The sequence below is a fragment of the Candidatus Pelagibacter sp. uisw_091 genome (assembly GCF_059512525.1).
On record NZ_CM183455.1, the window covers coordinates 271080 to 296433 of the forward strand.

Annotated in this window: 25 protein-coding genes; 9 read left to right on the plus strand and 16 right to left on the minus strand. The window is 31.8% G+C overall.

Features of this window, described 5'->3' with window-relative positions; all coding sequences use genetic code 11:
- Position 1: 1 nt before the first annotated feature.
- The 4 genes from AC5YGA_RS01415 to zapE are packed head-to-tail and all read left to right on the plus strand — an operon-like array spanning position 2 to position 3425.
- Complete coding sequence (locus AC5YGA_RS01415) at positions 2-646, plus strand: hypothetical protein (protein ID WP_415308877.1); 645 nt, start codon at positions 2-4, stop codon at positions 644-646.
- Positions 639-1943, plus strand: a complete 1305-nt coding sequence (locus AC5YGA_RS01420) for an outer membrane protein assembly factor BamB family protein (RefSeq protein WP_415308879.1) — start codon at positions 639-641, stop codon at positions 1941-1943. The genes AC5YGA_RS01415 and AC5YGA_RS01420 overlap by 8 nt, the downstream gene beginning before the upstream one ends.
- 1 nt (position 1944) lies before the next feature.
- Positions 1945-2373, plus strand: a complete 429-nt coding sequence (locus tag AC5YGA_RS01425; protein ID WP_415308880.1) for a hypothetical protein — start codon at positions 1945-1947, stop codon at positions 2371-2373.
- Positions 2370-3425 carry a cell division protein ZapE gene (gene zapE, locus AC5YGA_RS01430; protein WP_415308882.1) on the plus strand — a complete coding sequence of 352 codons (1056 nt, stop codon included), beginning with the start codon at positions 2370-2372 and terminating at the stop codon, positions 3423-3425. The genes AC5YGA_RS01425 and zapE overlap by 4 nt, the downstream gene beginning before the upstream one ends.
- A gap of 28 nt (positions 3426-3453) precedes the next feature.
- On the opposite strand, the gene AC5YGA_RS01435 is transcribed toward zapE, so the two are convergent.
- The 16 genes from AC5YGA_RS01435 to AC5YGA_RS01510 all read right to left on the minus strand — a co-directional run bounded on the left by AC5YGA_RS01435 (position 3454) and on the right by AC5YGA_RS01510 (position 21696).
- Entirely contained in the window at positions 3454-4875 is a 1422-nt protein-coding gene (locus AC5YGA_RS01435) for a cryptochrome/photolyase family protein (protein ID WP_415308884.1), read from the minus strand.
- A gap of 6 nt (positions 4876-4881) precedes the next feature.
- On the minus strand, positions 4882-6024 hold the full coding sequence (locus AC5YGA_RS01440) for a diaminopropionate ammonia-lyase (protein ID WP_415308886.1): 1143 nt from the start codon (positions 6022-6024) through the stop codon (positions 4882-4884).
- A 5-nt stretch (positions 6025-6029) separates the two neighbouring features.
- A complete protein-coding gene (gene glnT / locus AC5YGA_RS01445) occupies positions 6030-7355 on the minus strand; it encodes a type III glutamate--ammonia ligase (protein ID WP_415308887.1) in 1326 nt (441 codons plus the stop codon).
- Between the two features lie 42 nt (positions 7356-7397).
- Positions 7398-8726, minus strand: coding sequence for an FMN-binding glutamate synthase family protein (locus AC5YGA_RS01450; RefSeq protein WP_415308888.1), 1329 nt, complete (start codon positions 8724-8726; stop codon positions 7398-7400).
- A gap of 2 nt (positions 8727-8728) precedes the next feature.
- Positions 8729-9412, minus strand: coding sequence for a GltB/FmdC/FwdC-like GXGXG domain-containing protein (locus tag AC5YGA_RS01455; RefSeq protein WP_415308890.1), 684 nt, complete (start codon positions 9410-9412; stop codon positions 8729-8731).
- A complete protein-coding gene (locus tag AC5YGA_RS01460; protein WP_415308892.1) occupies positions 9412-10296 on the minus strand; it encodes a class II glutamine amidotransferase in 885 nt (294 codons plus the stop codon). The genes AC5YGA_RS01455 and AC5YGA_RS01460 overlap by 1 nt, the downstream gene beginning before the upstream one ends.
- 233 nt (positions 10297-10529) lie before the next feature.
- The gene (locus tag AC5YGA_RS01465) at positions 10530-10754 is read right to left on the minus strand and encodes a hypothetical protein (protein ID WP_271521024.1); all 225 of its coding nucleotides are present in this window, start codon (positions 10752-10754) and stop codon (positions 10530-10532) included.
- A gap of 12 nt (positions 10755-10766) precedes the next feature.
- Positions 10767-12167, minus strand: coding sequence for an ammonium transporter (locus AC5YGA_RS01470; RefSeq protein WP_415277902.1), 1401 nt, complete (start codon positions 12165-12167; stop codon positions 10767-10769).
- 127 nt (positions 12168-12294) lie between these two features.
- Complete coding sequence (locus AC5YGA_RS01475; RefSeq protein ID WP_271482723.1) at positions 12295-12696, minus strand: hypothetical protein; 402 nt, start codon at positions 12694-12696, stop codon at positions 12295-12297.
- 9 nt (positions 12697-12705) lie between these two features.
- Positions 12706-14130: an FMN-binding glutamate synthase family protein gene (locus AC5YGA_RS01480; RefSeq protein ID WP_415277901.1), complete on the minus strand. Its 1425-nt coding sequence runs from the start codon at positions 14128-14130 to the stop codon at positions 12706-12708.
- On the minus strand, positions 14130-14984 hold the full coding sequence (locus AC5YGA_RS01485) for a GltB/FmdC/FwdC-like GXGXG domain-containing protein (RefSeq protein ID WP_415308894.1): 855 nt from the start codon (positions 14982-14984) through the stop codon (positions 14130-14132). Before AC5YGA_RS01485 ends, AC5YGA_RS01480 begins: the two co-directional genes overlap by 1 nt.
- The gene (locus AC5YGA_RS01490; RefSeq protein WP_271525798.1) at positions 14972-15916 is read right to left on the minus strand and encodes a class II glutamine amidotransferase; all 945 of its coding nucleotides are present in this window, start codon (positions 15914-15916) and stop codon (positions 14972-14974) included. Before AC5YGA_RS01490 ends, AC5YGA_RS01485 begins: the two co-directional genes overlap by 13 nt.
- A 24-nt stretch (positions 15917-15940) precedes the next feature.
- A complete protein-coding gene (locus AC5YGA_RS01495) occupies positions 15941-17410 on the minus strand; it encodes a glutamine synthetase family protein (RefSeq protein WP_271525797.1) in 1470 nt (489 codons plus the stop codon).
- 172 nt (positions 17411-17582) lie between these two features.
- A complete protein-coding gene (locus tag AC5YGA_RS01500; RefSeq protein WP_415308897.1) occupies positions 17583-18911 on the minus strand; it encodes an NAD(P)/FAD-dependent oxidoreductase in 1329 nt (442 codons plus the stop codon).
- Between the two features lie 101 nt (positions 18912-19012).
- Positions 19013-19360, minus strand: coding sequence for a hypothetical protein (locus tag AC5YGA_RS01505; RefSeq protein ID WP_496170012.1), 348 nt, complete (start codon positions 19358-19360; stop codon positions 19013-19015).
- An 8-nt stretch (positions 19361-19368) separates the two neighbouring features.
- Positions 19369-21696 (minus strand): trimethylamine N-oxide demethylase, encoded by a 2328-nt coding sequence (locus AC5YGA_RS01510; protein WP_496170013.1) that lies wholly within the window; start codon positions 21694-21696, stop codon positions 19369-19371.
- Between the two features lie 116 nt (positions 21697-21812).
- Between AC5YGA_RS01510 and tmoX the strand changes: the two genes are divergently transcribed.
- From tmoX to tmoW, 5 genes are all read left to right on the plus strand, one after another.
- Positions 21813-22757 carry a trimethylamine N-oxide ABC transporter substrate-binding protein TmoX gene (gene tmoX / locus AC5YGA_RS01515; RefSeq protein WP_415308901.1) on the plus strand — a complete coding sequence of 315 codons (945 nt, stop codon included), beginning with the start codon at positions 21813-21815 and terminating at the stop codon, positions 22755-22757.
- 103 nt (positions 22758-22860) lie between these two features.
- The gene (locus tag AC5YGA_RS01520; protein WP_415308903.1) at positions 22861-23304 is read left to right on the plus strand and encodes a hypothetical protein; all 444 of its coding nucleotides are present in this window, start codon (positions 22861-22863) and stop codon (positions 23302-23304) included.
- 10 nt (positions 23305-23314) lie between these two features.
- Positions 23315-23689: an MORN repeat-containing protein gene (locus AC5YGA_RS01525; protein WP_415308905.1), complete on the plus strand. Its 375-nt coding sequence runs from the start codon at positions 23315-23317 to the stop codon at positions 23687-23689.
- 6 nt (positions 23690-23695) lie between these two features.
- Positions 23696-24247 (plus strand): hypothetical protein, encoded by a 552-nt coding sequence (locus AC5YGA_RS01530; RefSeq protein WP_415275168.1) that lies wholly within the window; start codon positions 23696-23698, stop codon positions 24245-24247.
- Positions 24248-24320: 73 nt separating this feature from the next.
- Entirely contained in the window at positions 24321-25352 is a 1032-nt protein-coding gene (gene tmoW / locus AC5YGA_RS01535) for a trimethylamine N-oxide ABC transporter ATP-binding protein TmoW (protein WP_415308906.1), read from the plus strand.
- Positions 25353-25354 lie beyond the last annotated feature (2 nt).

Genomic DNA, 25354 nt, shown 5'->3' on the forward strand with positions numbered 1-25354 from the left:
TATGGATGAAGAAGTAGCAATTATAGACTCAAATACAAGAGAAGAAAAAATTAGAAACTTTTTCATTAATAATAAGAAAAATCTTATAATAGGATGGTTAATAATATTTGTCTTAGTCGTTGTCTACTTTTCATTGAAGGAAATAGCCGAACAAAATAAAAAAAAATTAGCTAGTCAATTTAATTTACTGACAATAAATTTTAAAACAGAGAATAAACAAGCAACAGCTGAGCAATTAATTAAAATAATAAATGAAAATGATGACACTTACTCACCATTAGCTTTATATTTTATAATTGATAATGATCTAATAGATAACAAAGAAGAAATTAAAAATTTATTTGATGATTTAATAAATGAAACAACATTAGATGAGGAAATTAAGAATTTGATCATATATAAAAAAGCATTATTCATATCAAATTTTTCAAGTGAAAATGATTTACTACGAACGCTTAATCCATTAATCAATTCTGAAAGTATATGGAAATCCCATTCCTTATATTTAATAGCAGAATTTTTTTATTCAAAAAATCAAAAGCAAAAAGCCAAAGAATTTTTTAATCAGATAATATTGTTACCCAACGCCAATAATGACATTAAGATGGAATCAAAAAAAAGACTGAATAGAGACTTAAGTGATTAAATTAATTAAAGTATCAATATTATTATTATTCTTAAATAGCTGCTCGTTAGATACAAAATCAGGTCTTTGGACAAAAACTGAAAAAACTAAAGTAAAAATTAACAAAAACATAGAAGACATTTCCAAAACCAAAATAAAATTAAATAGAGAATTCAATACAAATATAAAGATTAAGATAGATTCTAAATTATTCAATAGTACTAATTTTAATTATCTGGATAACAACATACGCAGAGTAAGTTTTGAAAGTGATTTAAAAAATAAAAGAAAATATAAATTTTCTAAAATAAAAGATTTTAATAAATTTGAACCTGATTTAGTTTTTGATAAAGAAAATGTTATTATTTTTCAGTCTAAAGGTACAATAATAAAGTTCGATAAAAATTCAAAATTAATATGGAAAAAAAATCATTATAAAAAATACGAAAAAAAACTAAACCCAATTTTATTTTTTTCAAGCAACAATAAAGTTATAATTGTAGCTGATAATATATCAAATTATTATGCAATTAATAATTATTCAGGTGATCTGTTGTGGAAAAAAAATAATCCAGCACCTTTCAACTCTCAAATCAAGATTTATAAAGATATGTTTTTTGTAACTGATTTTAATAATACATTGAGATGTTTTTCAATTTTAGATGGTAAAGAATTGTGGAATTATAAAACAGATAAATCATTAATAAAATCACAACAAAAATTATCAATTGCAATTCAAGATGATAAAGTTTTCTTTAATAATTCAATTGGTGATATTAGCGCCTTAAGTATTAATGACGGCAATTTATTATGGCAAAGACCAACCCAAAATAATTTAGTTTTTGAAAACTCTTTTTTGCTTAAAAATTCTGAATTAGTAGCTGTTAAAGATTCAATTTTATTCTCTAATAATAGAAATGAGTTTTATTCTCTAGATATTAATTCTGGAAACCTAAGGTGGAAACAGGAAATTAACTCAAATATTAATCCTATAGTAATTAATGATTTAATTTTTTCAGTTTCAAATGATGGTTTTTTATATATTCTAAGAAAGTTAGATGGATCAATCTTAAGAATTACAAATATATTTGATATCTTTAAACCCAAGAAGAGAAAAAAAACTTTGACGCAAGGCTTTGTTGTAACAGGTAACAAAATTTATTTATCAACAAATAATGGTTATATTTTAACAATTGATATAGAAAGTGGCAAAACAGAAAGATATATTAAAATTGACAATTCTAAAATATCTAAACCATTTATTGTAAAAAAGTTCCTTTATGTGGTTAAAGATAACTCCATTATAAAGCTTAATTAAAGTGTTTCTTAAGTGGTTAGAAAAAAAAGGCCGAAAAAGAATTGTTTTAGATAGAGGGCCATCTCATAAAAAATTTAAAGAAGCAAAACCATGGATGAACAGATATTATGTTTTATTAAGAAATAGACCAAGATGGTTTCCATTTAATATTTTAATACACGAAATGTTAGCTGATGATCATGGCGAAGGTGTTCATAATCATACGTTTCCTTTTATTACAATAATTCTAAAAGAAGGTTATTGGGAGACCTTAAAAGAAGGTAAATTTTGGAGACCCGTAGGATACATTGGTTTTAGATCTTCAAATACCCTACACCGTGTGGACTTAAAAAAAGGAACAAGACCTTTAACTATTTTTATATCAGGGCCCTTTGGTTTGAGAAAAGGACCTAGATCAGAATATGGTATAGATTTCAAAAAAAAAATATGAACCTTAAAAAATTATTTTTAAAATACTGCGCTATAAAAGGGTTTGAAATAAATAATGATCAAATTAGTACAGTAGAATCTCTTAATAAATTTTATCAAAATAATTTAGATTATAGTTTTTTTAGAAGTTTATTTTCAAAAAGAAAATATGTGCCAGGTTTTTATTTACAAGGGGATGTTGGAGTTGGTAAAACTATGATTTTAGATTTTTTTTTTAACAATTTTAAGCAAAGCAAGCAAAGACTACATTTTAATGAATTTATGATTAAATTTCATGATTTTATTTTCCACAATAAAAATAGTAAAAAACAAAATGCTATAGATAAATTTGTAAAAAAACTTAAACAAAAATATAAATTAATCTATTTTGATGAGTTTCAAGTTACCAATATTGTTGATGCTATGATATTAGGGATTTTATTTAAAAAAATATTCGAAGAGAATATAAAAGTTATTTTTTCATCTAATATTAAAATTAATGATTTATATAAAGACGGCCTTCAGAGAGATCAATTTATTCCATTTATAAAGATAATGAAGTCAAAGTGTTTTGAACAAACGCTTCTAATAAAAGAAGACTATAGGAAATTAAAAAATAAAAATAAATTTAGTTATTTCTATCCATTAAATGAGACAACTAGCTTTAGAATGAATAAGTTATTTAGAAAATTAACTAAAAATAAAAAAAAAGAACAAGTTAATTTATCAATTAAAGATAGAAAGTTTATTATTAAAGATTATCATGAAGGTATAGCTAGATTTGATTTTAATGATTTGTGTAATAGAAATCTAGGAGCTGAGGATTATATTAAGATTGCAGAAGTCTGCAAACATATTTTCATTGAAAATTTACCTAGTTTTAATAAAAATAATTCAAATCAACAACATAGGTTTATTACACTGATTGATATTATTTATGAAAAAAAAGTAAATTTAACTATTAGTAGTGCATCCAATTTAGTTAAATTAACATCAGCTAATAATTTGAACGAACCTTTTAAGAGAACTTTAAGTAGAATATATGAACTGACTTCAAATATTCAGGTTAAATAATACAGTGGTCTTAAAGTTATTTGGGCACTTAGTTTTTTTTAATTGTTTTAAAAGCGTTTAGTGCAGCATTTCTTGCTTCAGCATGGTCCACAATCGGTTTTGGATAATCAACTCCTACAATAACCTTAATTTGCTCTTGGTATTTGGTTTCTAGTTCCCATGGTTTGTATAAAAATTTATTAGGCATGTTTTTAAGTTCCGGAACCCATTTTTTTGTATAAATCCCATCTTTATCAAATTTTTCACCCTGAAGAATAGGATTAAAGATTCTAAAGTATGGAGCTGCATCTGCCCCACATCCTGCAACCCATTGCCATTGGGCAACGTTACTAGCTTCATTATAATCAACCAAACAATTTTTAAAATGTTTTTCACCTTCGTTCCAATGAATTCTTAAATGTTTTACAAGAAATGAAGCAACAATCATTCGTACCCTATTGTGCATCCATCCTGTTTCGTACAGTTCCCTCATCCCAGCGTCAACAATGGGATATCCTGTCATACCTTTTTTCCAAGCTTTAAGAAACTTCTCATTTTTAACCCAAGGAAAATTATCAAAATCTTTCCTAAGATTGCCTTTTAGCATTTGGGGAAAGTAATTAATTAGACTATGAGAAAACTCTCTCCATCCTAACTCATTAATATACTTTCTATATCCCATTTTTTTAATTTTAATCTCTTGGCATTTCTTCCAAATTGTTTCTACATGTATTTGGCCAAATTTTAAGAAAGGAGATAACTTTGAGGTTCCATTAACACCTGGAATATCTCGTGCTTCTCCATAGCCCTCAATTCTATTATTTATTAATTCTTGTAAATATTTTTTAGCTTCTTGTTCAGACGGTATCCAGTATTTCTCAAACTTTTTATGCCAATCTTTCTTAGGTAAAATTTCTTTTATAGGAATTGATTTTTTAAATATATTTATTTTTTTTATTTTTGATTTAACTTTTATAGATTTAGAAGGTACTTTTGAGATATAAAGTTGCTCAGTTTTTTTCCAAAAAGGAGTGAATACCTTATAAGGTGTGCCATCATCTTTAGTCATTTCCTGAAACTCTACAAGAATATTTCCTTTAAAATATTTATATTGAATTTCATTTTTAATGAATTGATCTCTTATTTTTTTACCTTTATTAATTACATCTGGTTCATATACTTTACTCCAATAAACAGTAACATCATCTTTCTTCTTTAAATTTGACAATACCTCTAGTTCATCACCTAATTGAATTTCCAATGTGATATTTAATTTTTTTAGATCTAGGTTAAAATTTTCTAAAGCTTTAGAGATCCACCATTTTTGAGCCTCTCTTTTTTTATCAAAATTTTTTGGGTTATAAATATAGAGAGCACTTACAAACTCATGATTTTGAGTTGCAATAGCTAGAGCTTCATTATCTTCAATTCTAAAATCTTCTCTTATCCAAACAACAGCTTTTTTTGTCATATTTACTTAGATTTTTTGCAATCCATCGTTTAGTAGCTTTTGGTACATTGCATTATCAGTTAAACCCTCACAACCAAATAAAAGTACACTTGATTGTTCATTTAACTCTAACTTATCTAAGTATTCTTTATTGTTAAATGAGCCTATTAACGCAATTATACCTGGCACAGCACATTCACCGGCTATTATTTTTTCATCAGATAAATGTTTTTCTGCTAGCAGTGCAACAGTAGTTGAGATTGCTTCATCTGGTATGGTTAAGCAGTAGTTAGTAGAATTTTTTAAAATTTCCCAGGCAATACTTGAAACATCTCCACAAGACATTCCACCCATTATTGTTTCTTTTTTTATATCAACAGTCGTAGGTTTATTATTCTTAATGCTTTGAAATACACAGTCTGCATTTTCTGGTTCAACAGTAATAAACTTTGGGATATTTTTAGATAATTTTGCAAAGCCAGCAATCATTGCCGCTGCCATTCCCCCAACACCTGCTTGAAGAAATACGTGTGTTATTGAATTTGAGTTTATTTCATCTAAAATTTCTTTAACCATTATTGTGTACCCAGCCATAATCAATTTTGGTACTTCTTTGTAACCTTCCCAAGACACATCCTGTACGATTTCCCAATTATTTGCATTAGATTGTTTAATGCATTCCTTTAATGAATTGTCATAATTCCCTTTAACTCTAATAACCTCAGCATCCAGATTACGCATGGCTTCAGCTCTAGACTCGCTAACAAATTCACTTATAAATATTTTACATTTTAAACCTAGTCTTTGTGCACCCCATGCAACTGATCTTCCATGATTTCCTGCTGTAGCTGTCGAAACTGTTATGTTCTTTTTTTCACTTGCAATCTTGTAAACAGCAAAGGCTCCACCTAATGCTTTAAATGATTTAAGTTCAAATCTTTTATCTTCATCCTTGTAGTAAATATTTTGGAATTTTAATTCATCATTTAATTTATTTAATTTAATCAGTGGAGTAGGAGCGTAATTATCCCAGCTAGATATGGCTTCTATCGCTTCGTCTATAAATTTTTCTGGTAATTGAGTGAGTATATTTTCTTTGTTAAAATTATACTCTTTATTTTCTAAAAAAGATGTAATGGACCAAAGGTCTTTTTGAAGGATTGATTTCATTTTTATTAACAATCAAGAGTGCTATTTTTTTCCCAGTGAGTTACTGAGCTTTTTTTATCAAACTTTTCTTCTTGATTAAAATCTTTAATTTCAGATCTTTTTAATTTTAGATAGCTTTTAATAGTGTCACTACCAAATGCTTCTTCAATTTCTTTACTGTTTTCTAGTTGATCCAATGCATCCTCAATTATGTTAGGTAATTTTTTTAGATTAGGATAATTTTTATGATCGGTATACATATTACAAGATAAAGGTTCACCAGGATCTATTTTATTATTTATTCCATGTAAACCAGCAGCTATTACTCCAGCCTGAAGTAAATAAGGATTTACTGCTCCATCCATTAACCTTAATTCAAATCTACCTTTATCAGGAATTCTTATCATATGAGTTCTATTGTTTCCTGTATAAGAAATACTACTAGGTGACCATGTAGCACCTGATTTTGTTGGTGGTGCATTTATTCTTCTATAACTATTAATTGTCGGATTAAAAAATGCTGTTAAAGGCTGAGTAAGTTTCATAATTCCACCTAGAAAATTATATGCTAATTTGCTCAAACCTAATTTGTCTCCATTATCCAAAAATTTATTAATTTTTCCATTCCATAAAGAAATGTGAGCATGACAGCCATTACCTGTTAGATTGCTAAAAGGCTTTGGCATAAATGTTGCTCTTAAACCATGTTTTTCGGCTAATGATTTAACCATATACTTAAAGAATACATGTCTATCAGCTGTGGTTAAACAATCTGTATAATCCCAATTCATTTCAAACTGTCCATTAGCGTCCTCATGATCATTTTGGTATGGGTTCCAACCCATAGCAATCATGCTATCACATATTTCTTTAATTAAATCATATCTCCTCATTAAAGCAGACTGATCGTAGCAGGGTTTTGATTGAGTATCTCTAGTATCAGCAATTTTGCTTCCATCTTCTGATATCAAAAAATATTCACACTCTACACCTGACTTCATGACTAAATCTTTTTTATTTAATTTATTTATTTGTTCTTTGAGCATCACTCTAGGTGAAGCCTTAACAGGTTTGCCATACATATATAAATCAGAAGCTAACCAGCCAATTTCTTTGTTCCAAGGTAGTTGAATTAAACTTTCAGGATCTGGTAGAGCAAACATATCTCCATCTGCAGGAGACATATCTAACCAAGTTGCAAAACCAGCAAAACCTGCACCATTTTTTTGCATGTCTGCAATCGCTTGTGTGGGTACTAATTTTGATCTTAAGACACCAAAAAAATCTACAAAACTAATCAAAAAATATCTTATTTTTTTAGCTTTAGCGATTTTAGATAAATTTTTAGACATGTTTATTATTTAATTTACAACTGTTAATTAATCTTAACAATACTATTTTTTATCTTTTAACCCTGGTATCCAGCTAGTTCCGGCTAGTGGAACTCTTGCCATAGCAGCAGATTCAACTGTAAGTGCACATAAATCTTCAGGTTCTAAATTATGTAAATCATTTTTACCAGAGGCTCTAGCTATTGTTTGTGCTTCAAGCGTCATCACTTTTAAATAATTTGATAAACGTCGTCCGCCAGCAACAGGATCAAAGCGCTTCATTAGCTCAGGTTTTTGGGTTGTAATTCCTGCAGGATCATTTCCTTCATGCCAATCATCATAAGCCCCAGCAGTAGTTCCCAATTTATTATAATCTTTTTCCCATTTAGGATCATTATCCCCTAATGCAATCATTGCAGCAGAACCAATTGAAACTGCATCTGCTCCAAGAGCCATTGCTTTAGCAACATCAGCACCATTTCTAATTCCACCAGATATAATTAATTGAACTTTTCTATGTTGGTCTAAATCTTGAAGCGCATCTACTGCAGGTCTAATACATGCTAAAGTAGGTTGACCTACATTTTCAATAAACACTTCTTGAGTGGCAGCTGTTCCACCTTGCATTCCATCTAAAACAACAACATCTGCCCCAGCTTTAACAGCAAGAGCAGTATCATAATATGGTCTTGCTCCTGCAACTTTAATAAATATTGGAACTTTCCAACCTGTAATTTCTCTTATTTCTAAAATCTTAATTTTTAAATCATCAGGACCTGTCCAATCAGGATGTCTACATGCAGACCTTTGATCTATACCCTTAGGTAAAGTTCTCATTTCTGCAACCCGATCACTAATTTTTTGACCTAATAACATTCCACCACCACCAGGTTTAGCACCTTGTCCTATAACAATTTCAATAGCATCCGCTTTTCTAAGATCATCAGGATTCATTCCATATCTAGAAGGTAAAAGTTGATAGACTAAATTTTTAGACTGACCTCTCTCCTCAGGTGTCATTCCACCATCACCAGTAGTTGTAGATGTACCAGCCATACTTGCTCCACGTCCTAATGCTTCTTTAGCTCTTCCTGATAATGCACCAAAACTCATTCCAGCAATTGTAATTGGGATATCTAGTTCTAAAGGTTTTTTTGCGTAACGTGTTCCTAAAGTTACTTTTGTATTACAGGTTTCTCTATATCCTTCTAAAGGATATCTAGACATTGAAGCACCAAGAAAAAGTAAATCATCAAAGTGAGGAAGTTTCCTTTTTGAACCTCCACCTCTAATATCATAAATTCCAGTTGCTGCCGCTCTTCTTATTTCTGAATTTGTATACTCATCAAAAGTCCATGATATACGAGGGTGAGTTTTTTTATTATCTGACATTATTAATAGCTTGATACATTATCGATATTAAAGTTATAAAGTTTTCGTGCCGAACCATATCTCTTAAAACTATCTGGTTTAATATTTTTTATTTCACTTTTTTTTAAAAGAGTTGAAATTTTATTTAAATGCTTCTTTTCCATTTTTTTTTCTATGCAATCCGCACCCAAAGATTTAACTGATCCTTTAACAAAAATATCTGTTTCATAAAGACTGTCACCCAAAGCTTCACCAGCATCACCACAAACTAACATTGTTCCAGATTGAGCCATAAATGCAGACATATGACCAACCGAACCTTTAACTACAATATCAACTCCTTTCATCGAAATACCACATCTTGAACTAGCATCTCCATCAATTACAAGTAATCCACCATGAGCAGTTGCGCCAGCAGATTGTGAAGCATTACCTTTAACATGTACTGTTCCAGACATCATATTTTCAGCAACACCTGTTCCAACATTTCCATTTATTGTTACATGTGCTTTTTGATTCATTCCTGCACAATAATAGCCAACATGGCCTTTGATTAAAACTTTCATTTCCTGATTTAACCCAGCACATAATGCATGGCTTCCCTCAGGATTCATAATCACAAAGTCTCTATCATTTTTTTTATTATCTAAATTTTGTAAAGTATTATTAATTTCTCTCAATTTCTTTTTTTTTAAATCTAATTTCATTAATTTCCCCACGAGTAAACAATACCAGGCTCAGGCTCAAAAATTTTTGCACTATTTACATCTGGTAAATGTGCCATGGCTTGAAACTCTGATGCTATTGCAACATAGTTTTTTGTTTCTGCTATTACTGCAGGTTTACATGCTATTTCATCTCTAACAACTGCAAAACCTTTTCTAGTTCCTGTAATAAAAGTATAAAAACCATCTAAATCTTTAAGACCCGATGTAAGCGTATCTTTTAAAGATTTATTATTTGATAAACTGTTAGAAATATATCCTGCCGCAACTTCAGTATCATTTTCAGAGTTAAAGACGTTACCTTTTTTAGTGAGCTCTCTTCTTAAATTGTTATGATTTGATAATGATCCATTATGAACTAAACACTCATCTTCACCAGTTGAGTAGGGGTGAGATCCATCGGTAGTTATTGCACTTTCCGTAGCCATTCTTGTATGGCCTATTCCATGAGTACCACTAAAACTATCTAATTTAAATTTTTTTACTACATCTTTAGGATTACCAACTTGTTTAAATATTTCTATTGATCGGCCATACCCAACTATAGATACTTTAGGAAAATTAGAATTAATTATCTCAATTACTTTCTTTGGTTGTTCTAGAGTTTTTAGAATTACATGATCTGAGATTTGAGTAAGTTTAGTTTTTTTAATTTTTTTAGTTATTTCTTTCTTAAAGCTATTAAAGTTTAAACCATTAATACATAAAGAAAACTTGTATATTTTTTTACTTTCATCTTTGTAAATTGCAAAGCCAGCACTGTCTGGTCCACGAGATTCCATATTATTAAGCATACCTGACAACATTTTTCCTAAATTCTTTTCAAATTTTTTAGTTTTTAAGTAGATGCCAACAATTCCACACATAAATTTTTTTAAGTTTATTTTATTAAAGACAGTAGAAAATCTTTATAGTAGAAAATATTTCCCACTACAATGATGATAATAGCCGCTATCACTCCATACTTTGCTTTTGGAAAAACGACACCTCTCATCTTACTTGGTCTCTGATCTTCGTTATTATTTCTATCCATGATTGTATAATTTTTGTAAAAAAAAAGGGCGCCACAATTAAGTAGCGCCCAAATTTTTAATTGATATTACCAGTCGGTAATATTGCTCTTATGATCATTAGCGCCATGTCTTTTTCTTGCTAATCTTGAAAGTTTTTCACTCTCAGATCTAGCAGTTAAAACATGCCAGCCAATCCAAAAAACTACACCAAGAAAAACAAGTAAAGTTTCAGTGGATCCAGCTCCCGGATAAACTGCTCCGACAACCTCTTTTGCACTCAAATGATCTATCCAGTTTGTAACTGTAGCCATATTTTTTCTCCTTTACCTAGTTGAAGAGGCGACTGCTTTTTCAGCTTCTCTATCGTCCTCCATTATTTCATAGTCTAGTCCTGCTATTTCAACTTCACGCGGTATTCTTAATTTACCAAAAGCGCTTAGTATTCTAGCAATAACGTAGCCTGGTAACATTCCAAGAACTCCGAACATTATAATTGCTCCAAGGAATTGTCCCAGTGGATTGATTGATGCATAAGTTGACCCGTCCCACATAGCTCCAACATTATATCCAGATGCTGGGTAACCATTTAAAACAAATCCACAAATTATAAGACCAACAACTCCTGCATAACCATGTACTGCTACTGCACCAACTGCATCATCAATTTTGAACTTACGTTCAACCCAGTAATGCATTTTGTACGCTATAACAACACCGATCGCACCAATAAGCATTGCTTGTATCGGGTGATACAAATCATTACCTGCAGATGCACAGATGATCCCAGCTAGTCCACTCGAGTAAGTCCAGAATGGATCACCTTTAGCGACCACGTATCCAGCCAATAATCCACCTGATAATGACATCAAGAAGTTATAGGTTATTCCACTCAGTGTGGTTGGGGTTACATATATGTTTGTTGCTGTCCAGTACGTTACACCTTCCATTCCATATTCAGGTCCAAGATCAAATATCGGTATATTACATGCCGCATAAAATCCCCAGAAACCAGTATAGATTAAAAATAATCCAACTGTAACTAGCCATGGGTTTCTTGGCCCTATATTTCTTGGTTCACCACTTGATGAGAATTTTCCTATTCTAGGTCCTAAAACGATTAGAACACCTAAAGCAAATCCACCCGCAATTGCGTGAATTACTCCTGATGCGTAAGCGTCATGATATCCTAAAATTTTAAGCATCCATCCATCAAAATGCCATCCCCATGCAGCATCAATTACCCAGAAACACGAACCAATTGCAATTGCTAAAATACCAAATGCAAAAGTTGTAATTCTTTCAATGATTGCTCCAGAAACAATTGAAGCAGCTGTCCATGAAAATAGTAAGAATGCAGCCCAGAATACTCCACTTATACGGTCACCTAAGTTGACAGCCATAAATTCAGTATTTGCTACATACCATTTCGCACTAAAAGTACTTTCATCAGTAATTAATGCTGAACTCTCATTCATTATTGAAGGTGCTATTCCCGGTCCTGTTGGGAATGCCCAGTAAATCCACCAACCAAAGAAAAACCAGGTTACCGTTACTAGTGGTATTACCATGGTATTTTTCATTAAAGTATGCTGGTGATGTTTATATCGTGAGGCTCCAACTTCATACATACAAAACCCGACGTGAATCAGGAACATTAATACTACTGTTACCCAGTAGTAAAATTCTGTAAATATAACTGTAAGAGCGCCTAATTGATCATCCATAATCTCTCTCTCCTATTAGTTTTTAGAAAGACTATAAAATTTATATAGATGTGACAAACTATACATTGCTTAAATAAACAAGGAACCGCAACGAGTTTTAAAAAATAATCAACCTTTGATTGAGGTACTAAAACTTAAGGTAAGCTTTTTTCAAATCAACAAGAGGGTGCTTTTTAGACATTTGAAACTTAACTAAAAGCTCTCTTGCAATCATATCTCTGTCTTGTTGATTGTTTGGTAATTTGATTGATTTAGGAATTGTAACCCAACCATTTGCATTTCTGCAAAATACAGCAGGTCTGTCCTCTTCATAACCCATATGAATATCTTCTAACCAGTTAAGATCATCCCATCCCATAGCTTCTACATATTTTTTTAAGAATGGAGTCATCTTCTTATAATCAGGTAATAGGTTAACATCATATCTATAACCGATATGTTGCCCAATCATTTTTTCTCTAGCAGTCTCTTTAGATTTTCCACCTAGATTTTCTTTTTTTACTTTTGTTTTTGTTTTTTTCTTAACCATTTTTACCTCTTATATTTTGTGATAGTTATCAACACCAACAGTGAAGTTAGTTCCAGTTAACGGAACTTTAGCTAATGCAGATGACTCCATTGTTAGAGCAGCTAAATCTTCAGGCTCTAAAGAGTGAATATTAGTTTTACCACAAGCTCTTGCTAAAAGTTGAGCCTCTAATGTCATTGCATGAAGATAATTATAAACTCTTAATGCAGCATCATCAGGATTTAATCTAGCTCTTAATTTAGGATCTTGCGTTGCAACACCAACTGGACAACGACCAGTATGACAGTGATAACATTCACCAGCTTTTACACCCATTTCTTTTTCAAAGTTTGCTTCTGGTATATCTTTATTACAGTTTAAAGCCATTAAAGCACCAGTCCCAATTGCTATTGCATCAGCACCTAGAGCTAAAGCTTTTGCCATATCAGCACCATCTCTAACACCACCTGCATAAATTAAAGTTACTTGTCCAGTTTTACCAACATCATCAATAGCTCTTCTAGCTTCTCTGATTGCAGCAATTCCTGGAATACCAGTATTTGCAGCAGCTATGTGAGGACCAGCTCCTGTTGAACCTTCCATACCATCTAAAAATATTGAGTCTGGATTACATTTTGCTGCCATACGAACATCGTCATAAACTTTTGATGCACCTAATTTTAACTGAATTGGCACTTTGTTTTTTGTAAGTTGTCTTAATTCTTCAACTTTTAAAGCTAGATCATCTGGACCTAACCAGTCAGGGTGTCTTGCTGGAGATCTTTGATCAATACCAGATGGTAGAGATCTCATTTCTGCTACTTGATCAGTAACTTTTTGACCCATTAAATGTCCACCCATTCCAACTTTTTGTCCTTGACCAATAAATACTTCAATTGCATCAGCTAGTTGAGCATGATGAGGATTAAAACCATATCTTGATTGAATACATTGGTAATACCATTTTTCAGAATATCTTCTCTCATCTGGAATCATTCCACCTTCACCAGAACATGTTGCACTCCCAGCCATTGTTGCTCCTCTTGCTAAAGCGGTTTTTGCTTCATAAGAAAGTGCTCCAAAACTCATACCCGTAATATATACTGGTATATCTAATTCAATTGGGTTTTCACAATTTGGTCCGATTATAGTTTTTGTTTCACATTTTTCTCTATAACCCTCAATTACAAATCTTGTAAGAGTTCCGGGTAAAAAAACTAAATCATCAAATGTAGGAATTTTTTTCATTAATGCCATTCCACGCATTCTGTATCTTCCAAGTTGAGCTTTAATGTGAATATCGTCTATAACTTCAGGAGTAAAAATAGCGTTGTGGCCTAATAGACTTTTGTTTCTTTTACCTTCTTCGTGTGCATGAACATCAGCTTTACCACCAACACTTCCATTAGTTTTTTTTAATTTTTTACTATTTTTTTTAACTTTCTTTTTAGCCATTAGATAGCTCCTTTCTTTTCATGAGGTTCTAGATTATCATAGTTCCAAAGTTTTTTCCCTGCGACTATTTTTGTCATTTTACTGACATCAAATTTTTCACCTATCTCTGCAACTTTTAATTTTCTTTTTAACCAGTCTTGGTCACTATCTGTAAGATCTGATGGAACAGCATCACTTCCAAAAGAACCAATTTTACCACCAATAAAAATAGTACCATCATACATAGAATCTCCTAAATTTATTCCAACATCACCTAGAATAATAATTCTTCCTCTTTGCATCATAAAACCAGTGAATGCTCCAGCATCACCACCAACAATGATAGTTCCACCTTTCATATCAATACCAGTTCTAGCACCAACACTTCCTTTGCAAATTAAATCGCCACCTCTAATAGCTGCACCAAAACAAGAGCCTGCATTTTTTTCTATAACAACTTTTCCAGCCATTAAGTTTTCTGCGCAAGACCAACCAACTCTACCATTAATTCTTACAGTAGGTCCATCACAAGAACCCATACCAAAATAACCCAAACTTCCTTCAAAAATTAAGTTTAATTTATTTAAAATACCAACACCTAAACTATGTTTTCCTTGAGGGTTTTTAATAACAATTGTTCCATAGCCTTGGCTCATTAAATTGTCTATCTCTTTATTAGCCTCTGGAGCTGACATTTCTTTAACATCTAGTTCTGTTCTTTTATTAAAATCGACATCGTAAGTTCCAAAATAATAAAGATTTTCACCTTCATCAGGATTAAAAAACTTTTGTTGAGTTCTTCCTGTTAAAACTTCTGTGTGCATACCCATTGACTGGGACTTTGTTTTTTTTTCTGTAATTTTTATATTTGCCATACTTTCACCTCTCCATCATACGGATCATATGTATCTATCTCTTGTGGTAGAACTGATCTGATTGCTATTTCTTCTGAACCCATTGCTACTAAATCATCTGATTCATAAAGAACCAAAGGTTTTGCAGCCATAGTATCTTTTGCCATTCCTAAAGAATCTTTAGTTGCAACAAAATATGTAAAAACTCCATCAAGACCTGTTAAAGAAGCCTTCATACCTTCTTCAAGAGATGCTCCTTCTCTCATTTTTTGAGCAATGTAAACGGCGATTAATTCTGAATCACATTCAGACATAAATCTCATGCCTTTATTTTCAAGCATTCTTCTATTATTCCAGTAGTTAGTTAATTGACCGTTATGAACAACAGAAACATCACTAAAAGGATAACCCCAAAAAGGGTGAGCAGATTTAATATCAACACCTGACTCAGTAGCCATTCTAGCATGACCAATTGCATGTGTTCCAACCAACTTATCTAAACTATATCTATCACAAACCATTTTAGCATTACCTAGATCTTTAATTACCTCTAATGATTTTCCCATGGAAAGAATTTCAACTCCTGGAATGCTTTCAATCTTTTGTGAAAACTCTAATAGATCCTTTACATCATAAGCAAGTTCATATCTCAAAGAGTAGGGCAGAATTCTTTCTTCTTTAACTATTTTGGCACCTAACTCAGATAAATACTGATCAACAACTTTTTTTCTTTGATCGTATACTGAAACATCCTCCATTATTGATGAACTTCCTTCACCAACATTTTCTCCAACTTTAAAACGCATAATAAAGTTTTTACCATCCGTATCTCCATACAAAGCGTAACCTGTAGAATCTTCTCCTCTATGTTTTAAAGCTTGAAGCATTCCTTGTAGTTCACTTCCCACATTTGATGATTTACCTCTATGTATTAATCCCGCTATTCCACACATATATTTCCCCTATTTTATTAAAGATTAAGGTAGACAGTCTAGATAAGTATCTAGATCCCACTGAGTTGTTGCACCTAAAAATCTTTCCCATTCATCATTTTTATACCAATGGAAAACTTTATACATTTCGTCCGGCATAGCTGCTTTGATAACTTCATCTTCTGCTAAACGATTTAGTGCTTCACCGAGACTTAAAGGTAATTTTTTAACTTTTTTACCAGCTGCCTGAGCATCATACATACTTCTAGACTCTGGTTTTCCTGGATCAATATTATTTGTTATCCCGTCATCAAAACATTTTAATAACCCAGATCCCATTAAATAAGGATTATGCATTGAATCCACTGAACGATATTCAAATCTACCTGGAGCAGAAACTCTTAAACCACAAGTTCTGTTTTGAAATCCCCAGTCAGCATAAACGGGCGCCCAAAATCCTGTATCCCACAACCTTCTATAAGAGTTTACTGTTGAAGAACCAATTGCAGTTAATGCACCCAAATGTTTCATTACTCCACCAATTGCTTTTAATCCAATTTTACCTGGTAGCTGAATATCATTAGTGTCTGGCATAAAGTAATTAGTTCCACCTTCAACATAAGTAAAAACATCGTCCATCGCTGGTATAGATTTATGAGATAATTTATTAATTTTATCTTTTCCACCTTTCCATAAAGACATGTTAGTGTGACAACCACTTGCAGATACACCCATAAAAGGTTTTGTCATAAAGCAAGCTATCAAATTAAACTCTCTAGCAACTTGTGCACAAATTTGTCTATAAGTTGAAAGTCTATCTGCATTTCTTAAAACATCATCATACATCCAGTTTAATTCTAATTGTCCTGGTGCATCTTCATGATCACCTTGAATCATATCAAAGCCCATCGCTCTAGCGTATTCAAAAACTTTCATAAACACTGGTCTTAGAGATTCAAACTGATCTATGTGATAACAATAAGGTTTAGAAAAACCTTTGCCAGTTGGTGAGCCATCTTCATTTTTAGTCAACCACATCATTTCTGGCTCTGTTCCAACTCTTAATTGGTAACCATGTTTCTTTTTAAATTCTTGAGCATGTATTCTTAAATTTCCACGGCAATCAGAAGTTAAATGAGCACCTGGATTATCTCTTTCTTCTCTATTTCTAAAGCAAGTAACGAATACTCTTGCAACTTTTTTATCCCAAGGAAGCTGACAAAATGTTTCAGGATCAGGTATGCCAACTAGTTCTTTAGCTTCTGGCCCATAACCAATATAATCTCCATGACGATCAACAAATAAGTTAGCTGTAGCACCATAAACTAATTGAAATCCTTTTTCACAAGTTCTTTCCCAATGATCAGTAGGAATACCTTTTCCCACAACTCTTCCAGTTACAGAAATAAATTGAAAAAATATATACTCAACACCTAGTTCGTTAATTTTAGCTCTAACTTGTTTTACTAACTTGTCTCTACCAGGCTGTCTAACGTGTCTGTCTAAATCTGTCATTATCTCTCCCCCTAATGAATTTTAATACACGAACCCTAGCTGAAAATTATATTAGTGTCTAGGCATCTTGATTATAATAAATATATATAATTTGTATAACTACTGTGAGCTATTACATGTATAAGTTGTGTAAATAATATTGTTTTGATTTAAATTTAATTTAAATTTTTTCTTAGCTCCACGGGAATGGACTATTCGAGGTAGGGTGAAGCTCTCCTTTTTCATAACGATCAAATCTAAAAGGTTTTAATAATTCACTTTCAGTTCCAAGAATTTCTTGTGCAACAAGTTCACCGACACCAATCATTTTGTATCCATGATTTGCATCAGCAATCATATAAACATTTTCTAAAAACCTATCAAAGATAGGAAAATTGTCAGGTGTCATACATCCTAAGCCACCTGATGGTCCTTTTCTATACAAACCTGATTTACCTTCAAATCTCTTATGACAATGTGCTAAAGCTGAACACCACATATCATTAAATGATTCTGTGGTTTGAAACTCAGGTGAATCTATTCCATATGGATCTATGTTTATCTTATCAAAATGTTTATCTACTATGTATGGAGAGGTTCCACCTTGAACACCAAGACCTTCAATATCTGGCTTATAATAAATTCCCCAAAGCTCATCTGTTATTAATTTTTTAGTTGTATCAGAATATAATGGGGCTGTAGAATCAACATGCATTACAGGAGGCTGACCACCGTCATTCATTTTTAAAAAATCTTTATCAACACCAATAACACCTTCTTGTAACATCCAATATTTCCACATATCCTCTTTATGAAATTTTCCATCTTGTCCTTTAATATTAGCAACTTTTGGAAGTTCTAACATGTTCCAAAAATCTCTAACCCAAGGACCAGCACCAACGACTACTTGTTCGCACTCAATAATTCCTTTGTCTGTCTCAACACCATTAACTGCTTTACTAGTACTACTTTTTTTAAAGCCTGTAACCGTAACACCCTTAATAATATTAACTCCGTTTGTATTAGTTTTTTCTTCTAGAGCTTTTATAGAAGCTTTGTTGAATGCATAACCACCTTTTTTTTCATGTAATACGGATGTAATTCCTGTTGCTTGCCAATCGTCAAACATACCCTTCATATATTTAGTACATTCTTTTTCACCTTCTATAAATTCCGATTCATATCCAATAGCTTTTTGTTGCTCATATATTGTAGCAACATCTTCGTGCATAACTTCAGGAGATATTTGTAAATACCCAACAGCATTATATTTCCAAGCCTTAGGATCACTTTCCCAGACAGAAACTGAGTGAGCCATTAATTCTCTCATAGCAGGTTGGAAATAATTATTTCTAATAACGCCACAAGCTATTCCACTTGCACCCGCTGCAGTATCTTTTTTTTCAAGAATTACAATGTCACCAGGGTTTTTATAAGTCTCAGAAAGTTTCCAGGCTGTGCTTAGCCCATGAATTCCGCCACCGATGATTACTACTTTTGCTTTAGTTGGTAGTGTTGTCATATCAAAACTCTATTCTTCTGAAGATCAATTAATAGGATTATTTTTATAACAAAAAAATATATATATAAAATAGTAACTTAGTGAGTTGCTTAAATAAGTGTTTAATAGCTGATATTTTTAAGTGTATCCAGATAATCATTAAATTCTTTAATGAACGTTTCACTGGGCTTAATATTTTTTATTCTCTGATCAGTTGAAGTTTTTTCTAAAAAAAAGAATCCTTTAATACATGCTTCATTAATTATCAAAGCTGCTTTTGGTCTGGAAGTTTTAAAAAGTCTTGTTTTCAATTCTTCTACTGAAAGCTTTTCATTGATCTTATATGCGTGCATTACCAACAGCATCAAATGGTAATGAGAGGGTGATTTCCTAAAAAAATAGTTGCTTGAAGTATGAGACCTTTTAACTTGATCTTCCCAGAAATCTAAAAGATTTTTTTTTTGATTCATAATATTGCTTAAGCTCTAACTCTAGACTTTGTTGGATCATAGAAAGGAAATGCCACCACTTTAGCAGTAATTCTTTTTTGATGACCGTCAATTTTTCCTATTTCTACTTTAGATCCTATTTCAGAATATTTAACATCAATTCTACATAGCGCAATATTTTTTCCAAGTTTAGGAGATAACATTCCACTAGTTACTACACCAACTTGACCTCGACCTATATAAACATTATCACCATGCGCTGCAGGTTCGTGTCCATCCAATTCTAAGCCAATTAATTTCTTTTGTGGGTTTGCTTTTCTTTTAATTAATTCTTCCTTACCTATAAAATCATCTTCTTTAGTTTTAAGTGGAACTGTAAAACCAATTCCTGCTTCAAAGGGATCTGTTTGATCATCAAACTCATAGCCATAAAAAATTAGTCCAGCTTCAATACGAACCATGTCTAAAGCTTCAAGGCCTAATGGGGTAATATCAAACTCTTTACCAGCTTCCCAAACTTTATCCCAAACCTCTGCTGCATCTTTTGGATGACACCATATCTCATAACCAAGTTCACCCGTGTAACCTGTTCTTGAAATAACAATTGGCGTTCCCGTTTCGTGATCTATTCTTGCAATATTAAATCTAAACCACCCAAGCTCAGTGATCGATGGCTGTATTGGAGGTGTCCACACAAATTTTTCTAAAATTTTTCTACTGTTTGGACCTTGAACTGCAATGTTATGTATATGATCTGTTGCAGATTTAATCCAAACTTTATAATTTTTCTTTTTAGCTTGTTCTTTTAACCATTCACCGCTGTATTCATCTCCACCAATCCATCTAAAGTTATCCTGTCCTAATTTAAATAAAGTACCATCATCTAACATGCAGCCATTTTCATAACACATAGCTGTATAAACAACTTGCCCAACTGATAATTTTTTTACATTTCTAGTAAGTGTGTATTGCATTAAATTTTCTGCATCAGGTCCAAGAATTTCAAACTTTCTAAGAGGTGATAAGTCTGTTGCAATTGCACTTTCTCTACAAGCCGTATATTCTTTTATAGTTCCTGAATTTGTAAAATTATTAGCAAGCCAAAAACCTTTATACTCAACAAAATTTCTTGTGAGTTCTGAAGTTTTTTTATGGAAACCTGTTTCTTGAGTTAGTTTGGGCTCTGAGTCTGTTTTCATTCTAAATGCTATTGCTTTTGAATACTTTTTTTTCTTTGAATAAGTCCTAACAAAAATATCAGTTGGATTCCAGCCATTTGCACCATCAACATCACAAGGACAAGCAGACGATATACAGGTTAAATCCTTTAAAGCTCTAAACAAAACATAATCTCCAGGTCTTGACCAAGGTTCATCAAAAGATGCAACATTATTAGCATCTATCGCTGTGTTAAAAAAAAGATTTATTGCAGACCAACTTTTTCTAGAATTGATGTCGTATTTATTTAATCTATTATTAAAATTGTCAGTACAATTAATATGACCCATATAACCCATATCTTCATAATATTTTGATGTGCAAGCAAGATTGAAAGTATCATGTCTTCCAACCGTATCTCTTACAACTTCAATCATAGCTTCATGATCGCCATCATAAAACTTTGAAAACAAACCAGGTCCAGGATATGCACCACCCATAAATGTTCTTGTTGCTTTATCATCTATAATACTTTCAATGCCATCGTTTAACTTTTGTGTATCAAAAGCAAGAAAATCAGAGCATTGCCTTCCACCTGGATCAATTATCTGAATATATTCACCAGCTTTAACTTCATAAGTTTCAGCAGTTCTTCTTTTTATAAGCTGTTCTATAATTGGATCACTGAGTGGATCTGGCAAAATAAACTGTTCATCTGTTTCAATAAATTTAGCTTTATTTAAAAAAATAGTTAAATCTGTTGGTGGATTTTGTTCATGAACATTCATTGCATCACCAGGTGCAGCAATCATAACTACACATTTATCTTTTGAAGTCAGTGTTATTTTTTCACCCATCATACAATCATTGTTAAAAATAATTGATGATTTAGCATTTTTTAAGTCAAAGTTTTTTTTCTTTAGCAGTCTTAAAATTGTTTCATCTCTAGAAATAGTTTTTTTTGAAAAGTCTGCATTAGCATTTTCTTTTAAATTTAAAATAGATAGATCCGATTTGCCTTCTGAGTTAAAAACAATTATTTCACAAATTTGTTTTCCTTCTTCATTAATAATGTCTATTTTATCTTCTGGTAAAACTTCTATTATAGAAAGTCCACCACCTCTTACAAAATATCTCTCAACTCCAGGTGGTAAAGTTCTTAAACCAGGATTTCGTATATCATTACTAGTATGTAGCATTATCACTATAAAATTAATTATTTAGTTTCAGCATAATATAATCAAAGACCATTGACTATAAATTTAATAAGTGAGAACATAGTTTATTAAACATAATATTAAGGAGAGAGAATATAATGAAAAAAATAATATCATTAATATCTGCCTTAGTAATTTCAGCAGTAAGTTTTGCTGGAGTATCTAATGCAGCTGACAGTAAAAAACCTATCGTTATTCCAACTCATAACTGGTCAAGCCAAATTGTAATGGCCCACGTTATTGGTGGAATTTTTGAAAGTATGGGAAATAATGTAAAATACGTAAACACAGACTCACAAGCTGTTTATGAAGCAATTCGTATCGGTGATGTAAGTTTATCTCATGAAGTATGGGAATCTGCGTTTGGAAAATCATTTACTACAGCACTAGACAAAGGTGGTCTGGTTGACTGGGGAGATCATGAAGCTAGAACTCTTGAAGATATGGGTTATCCAAACTGGGTTGCTGAAAAAGGACTATGTCCTGGTCTTCCAGACTGGACTGCATTAAAAAATCCAGCTTGTGCTAAAAACTTTACAACACCTGACTCAGGTGGAAAAGGACGAATGTTAGAAGGTCCACAAAGTTGGCATGGAGATTTAATACCTCAAAGGGTTGATGCTTTAGGACTTGGAGATCTTTGGACTGTTAAATTTGCTGGAAGTGCAGATGCACTTTGGGCTGAACTTAAAGCAGCTGAAAAAGAAGGAAGAGGAACTATAATATTTAACTGGACACCAAACTTCACAGATGGTGCTGGTTTTACTTTTATAGATTTCCCTCCATATTCAGCAGGTTGTAGACCAGAAGACGGTGGTGATGGAAAATGTGGTTCGCCAGATGGTTATTTGAAAAAGGCTGTAACTGCAGACTTTCCAAAAACACATCCAGCAGCAGCAGCGGCATTTAAAAAAATGTCATTCTCTACAAGTCACATTGGTGCAATGGCTGCTTTAGTTGACCTTGACAAAATGACTCATGAAGATGCAGCTAAAAAATGGTTAGCTGATAATAAGAGTGTTTGGCAAGCTTTTACTAAATAAGGGTAACAGTTAATAAATTGAAATCTCTCCCAACAATGTTGGGGGGGATTTTTTTTAAAGAATGTGCTTTCGCACAAATTCAAATTACGAACCTATTAATTAAATGATAAAGCTTTTTTTATATATATCTATCAGTCTATTAGTTTTTAATTCTTCTTTTGCAAAAAATATAGACATACAAGAAGATATTAAAATTGGTTTTGTATGTGAATTAGAAAAGAAAATACTCAAGAACTCAGAATATAATTATAAAACTTTTTTGGCAAAAGATTTAGATGATCAAAATTTAGATAAATTTGAAATCAATGCAAAGAGACCAGAAAAACTTTTGATCAACGGGTTATCATTGTTCCTCTCACAAACTGTAAAATTTGAAGTAAAAGTTGTAAATAAAGACATAGTTTTATTCAAAGCTTTTGATGAAGGAAAAAATTACTCAGAATCAGGTATAATTAACAGAAAATCAGGTGAATTAGTTCACGAAATTACAATAGGTATAAAAAGTGATAATCTTGAAAAAAATATTTCTTTTTACTCGTGCACTTAAATAAAAAAAAATGAAAAAATATTTATTTTATATAGCTTTAAGTTTTTTAGTCGCAACATCAGTATCAGCTCGAAAGACAGGTTGTGAAGGAAACTGTAAAGATGGCTTTGGTAAATGGACTTACACTGACAAAACAACTTATGAGGGGAATTGGGTTGGCACACAAAAACAAGGACAAGGAGTTGAGACTTGGCCTAATGGATATATTTATAAAGGTGAGTTTAAAAATAGTATGTGGAGTGGAAAGGGTATTTTGACTTTTCCAAACGGTGCAACTTATAATGGGGAATGGGCCAATGGGTTTATGAATGGAGAGGGAACATTTACATGGTCCGATGGAAAAGAAAAAAAAGGAATTTGGAAAAATGGCAAATTCCAAGAATAGATAAAAATGTTACAAAATATATATTTAAATAAACTAAAGAAGATATCTGAGCCAGTTAGACAATTTGGAGGTCTTATCATCTTAATAATTATTGTAATTTTTTCCTTTGCTATCTTAAATAATATTTTTGGTGAGGGTGAAGAGCTAATTGCTAAAATGAAAAAAGAAGAAGAAAGAATTGCAGAGACAAGAAAACAAAATGAACTGATTTCAAGTTTGCCATCAGGAATTTTAGCATTTTATGATGGAACTGATCATTATAAGTTGTCTTTAGAGCAATATGAAAAAGTCTGCAACGCAACAAAGATTATTCCTCAGCGTGCAATTATGGGTGCCAATTTTTTGAATTTTAGAGCACATCATATTTATACTATTAATGGAAATAAAATTGATGAAACGTTTGTTAAATGGAATAAGGAAAATAATAAATGCTTTGCAGGTTTTACAGTTAGTGGGAATAATGTTGGGGTAGATGAAAAAATTACTGTTAAAGGAGAGGTTTTAAATTTTTTAAGTACTGGAATTGATACAAGAGTTTATTTTATTAAAAATTTTTAAGGAGAAAAACGATAAATATAAATAATATAAAAAGTGTTTTTTATTTTTATTTCGTATAACTTATTAAAACATTATGACCGATACAGTAATCAAATGTGAATCTGTTTACAAAATTTTTGGAACAAATGCCAAAAAGATGCTTCAAGATGCAAATGGAAATGTAGATGCTAAAACATTTCAAGAAAACGGATGTATAGTGGGTGTTAATAATGCCTCTTTTGAGGTTTCAAAAGGTGAAATGTTAGTTGTGATGGGTTTATCAGGCTCAGGGAAATCAACATTGTTAAGATGTATTTCTAGATTAACAGATGCAACTGCTGGAAAAATTTCTATAGAAGGTCAAGATTTACTTTCATTAAGCAATAAAGAACTGATTGATCTCCGAAGAAATAAAATGGGTATGGTGTTTCAAAGCTTTGCCTTGCTTCCCCATAAAACAGTTGTGGAAAATATTGCCTTCCCACTTCAAATAAAGGGTATTAAAATTAAAGATAGCATCAATAAAGCAATGGAAATGGTAAAATTAGTTGGTCTTGATGGTAGAGAAAATTATTTTCCAAGAGAGCTTTCTGGTGGACAACAACAAAGAGTAGGTATTGCAAGATCATTAGCTGTTGAACCTGATATTTGGTTTTTAGATGAACCATTTTCTGCATTAGATCCATTAATTAGAAAAGAGATGCAAGATGAATTTTTGAGACTTCAAGAAAAATTACAAAAAACAATTATGTTTATTACACACGATTTTGATGAAGCTTTAAAACTTGCTGACCGTATTGCAATAATGAAAGATGGTATAATTGAACAATTGGATACCCCAGCTAACATTGTTTTAAATCCAGCAACAGAATATGTGAAAAAATTTACTGAAGAAGTTCCTAGGGAGAAGGTTTTAAAAATAGAAGATGTGATGGAAAAACCAAATAATGAAAATTTAAGTGATTTAAAAGTTTTTAGAAATGAAATAATTGAAAATGTTGCTGAGAAGATATTAACTCAAGAGAAGTCAGTATCTGTAATCGATGAAAACAATCAAATTGTTGGCACTGTTCATCCATCAAAAATAATTTACACAGTTTTTGGTGGAAAAAAAAACAATGATTAAAA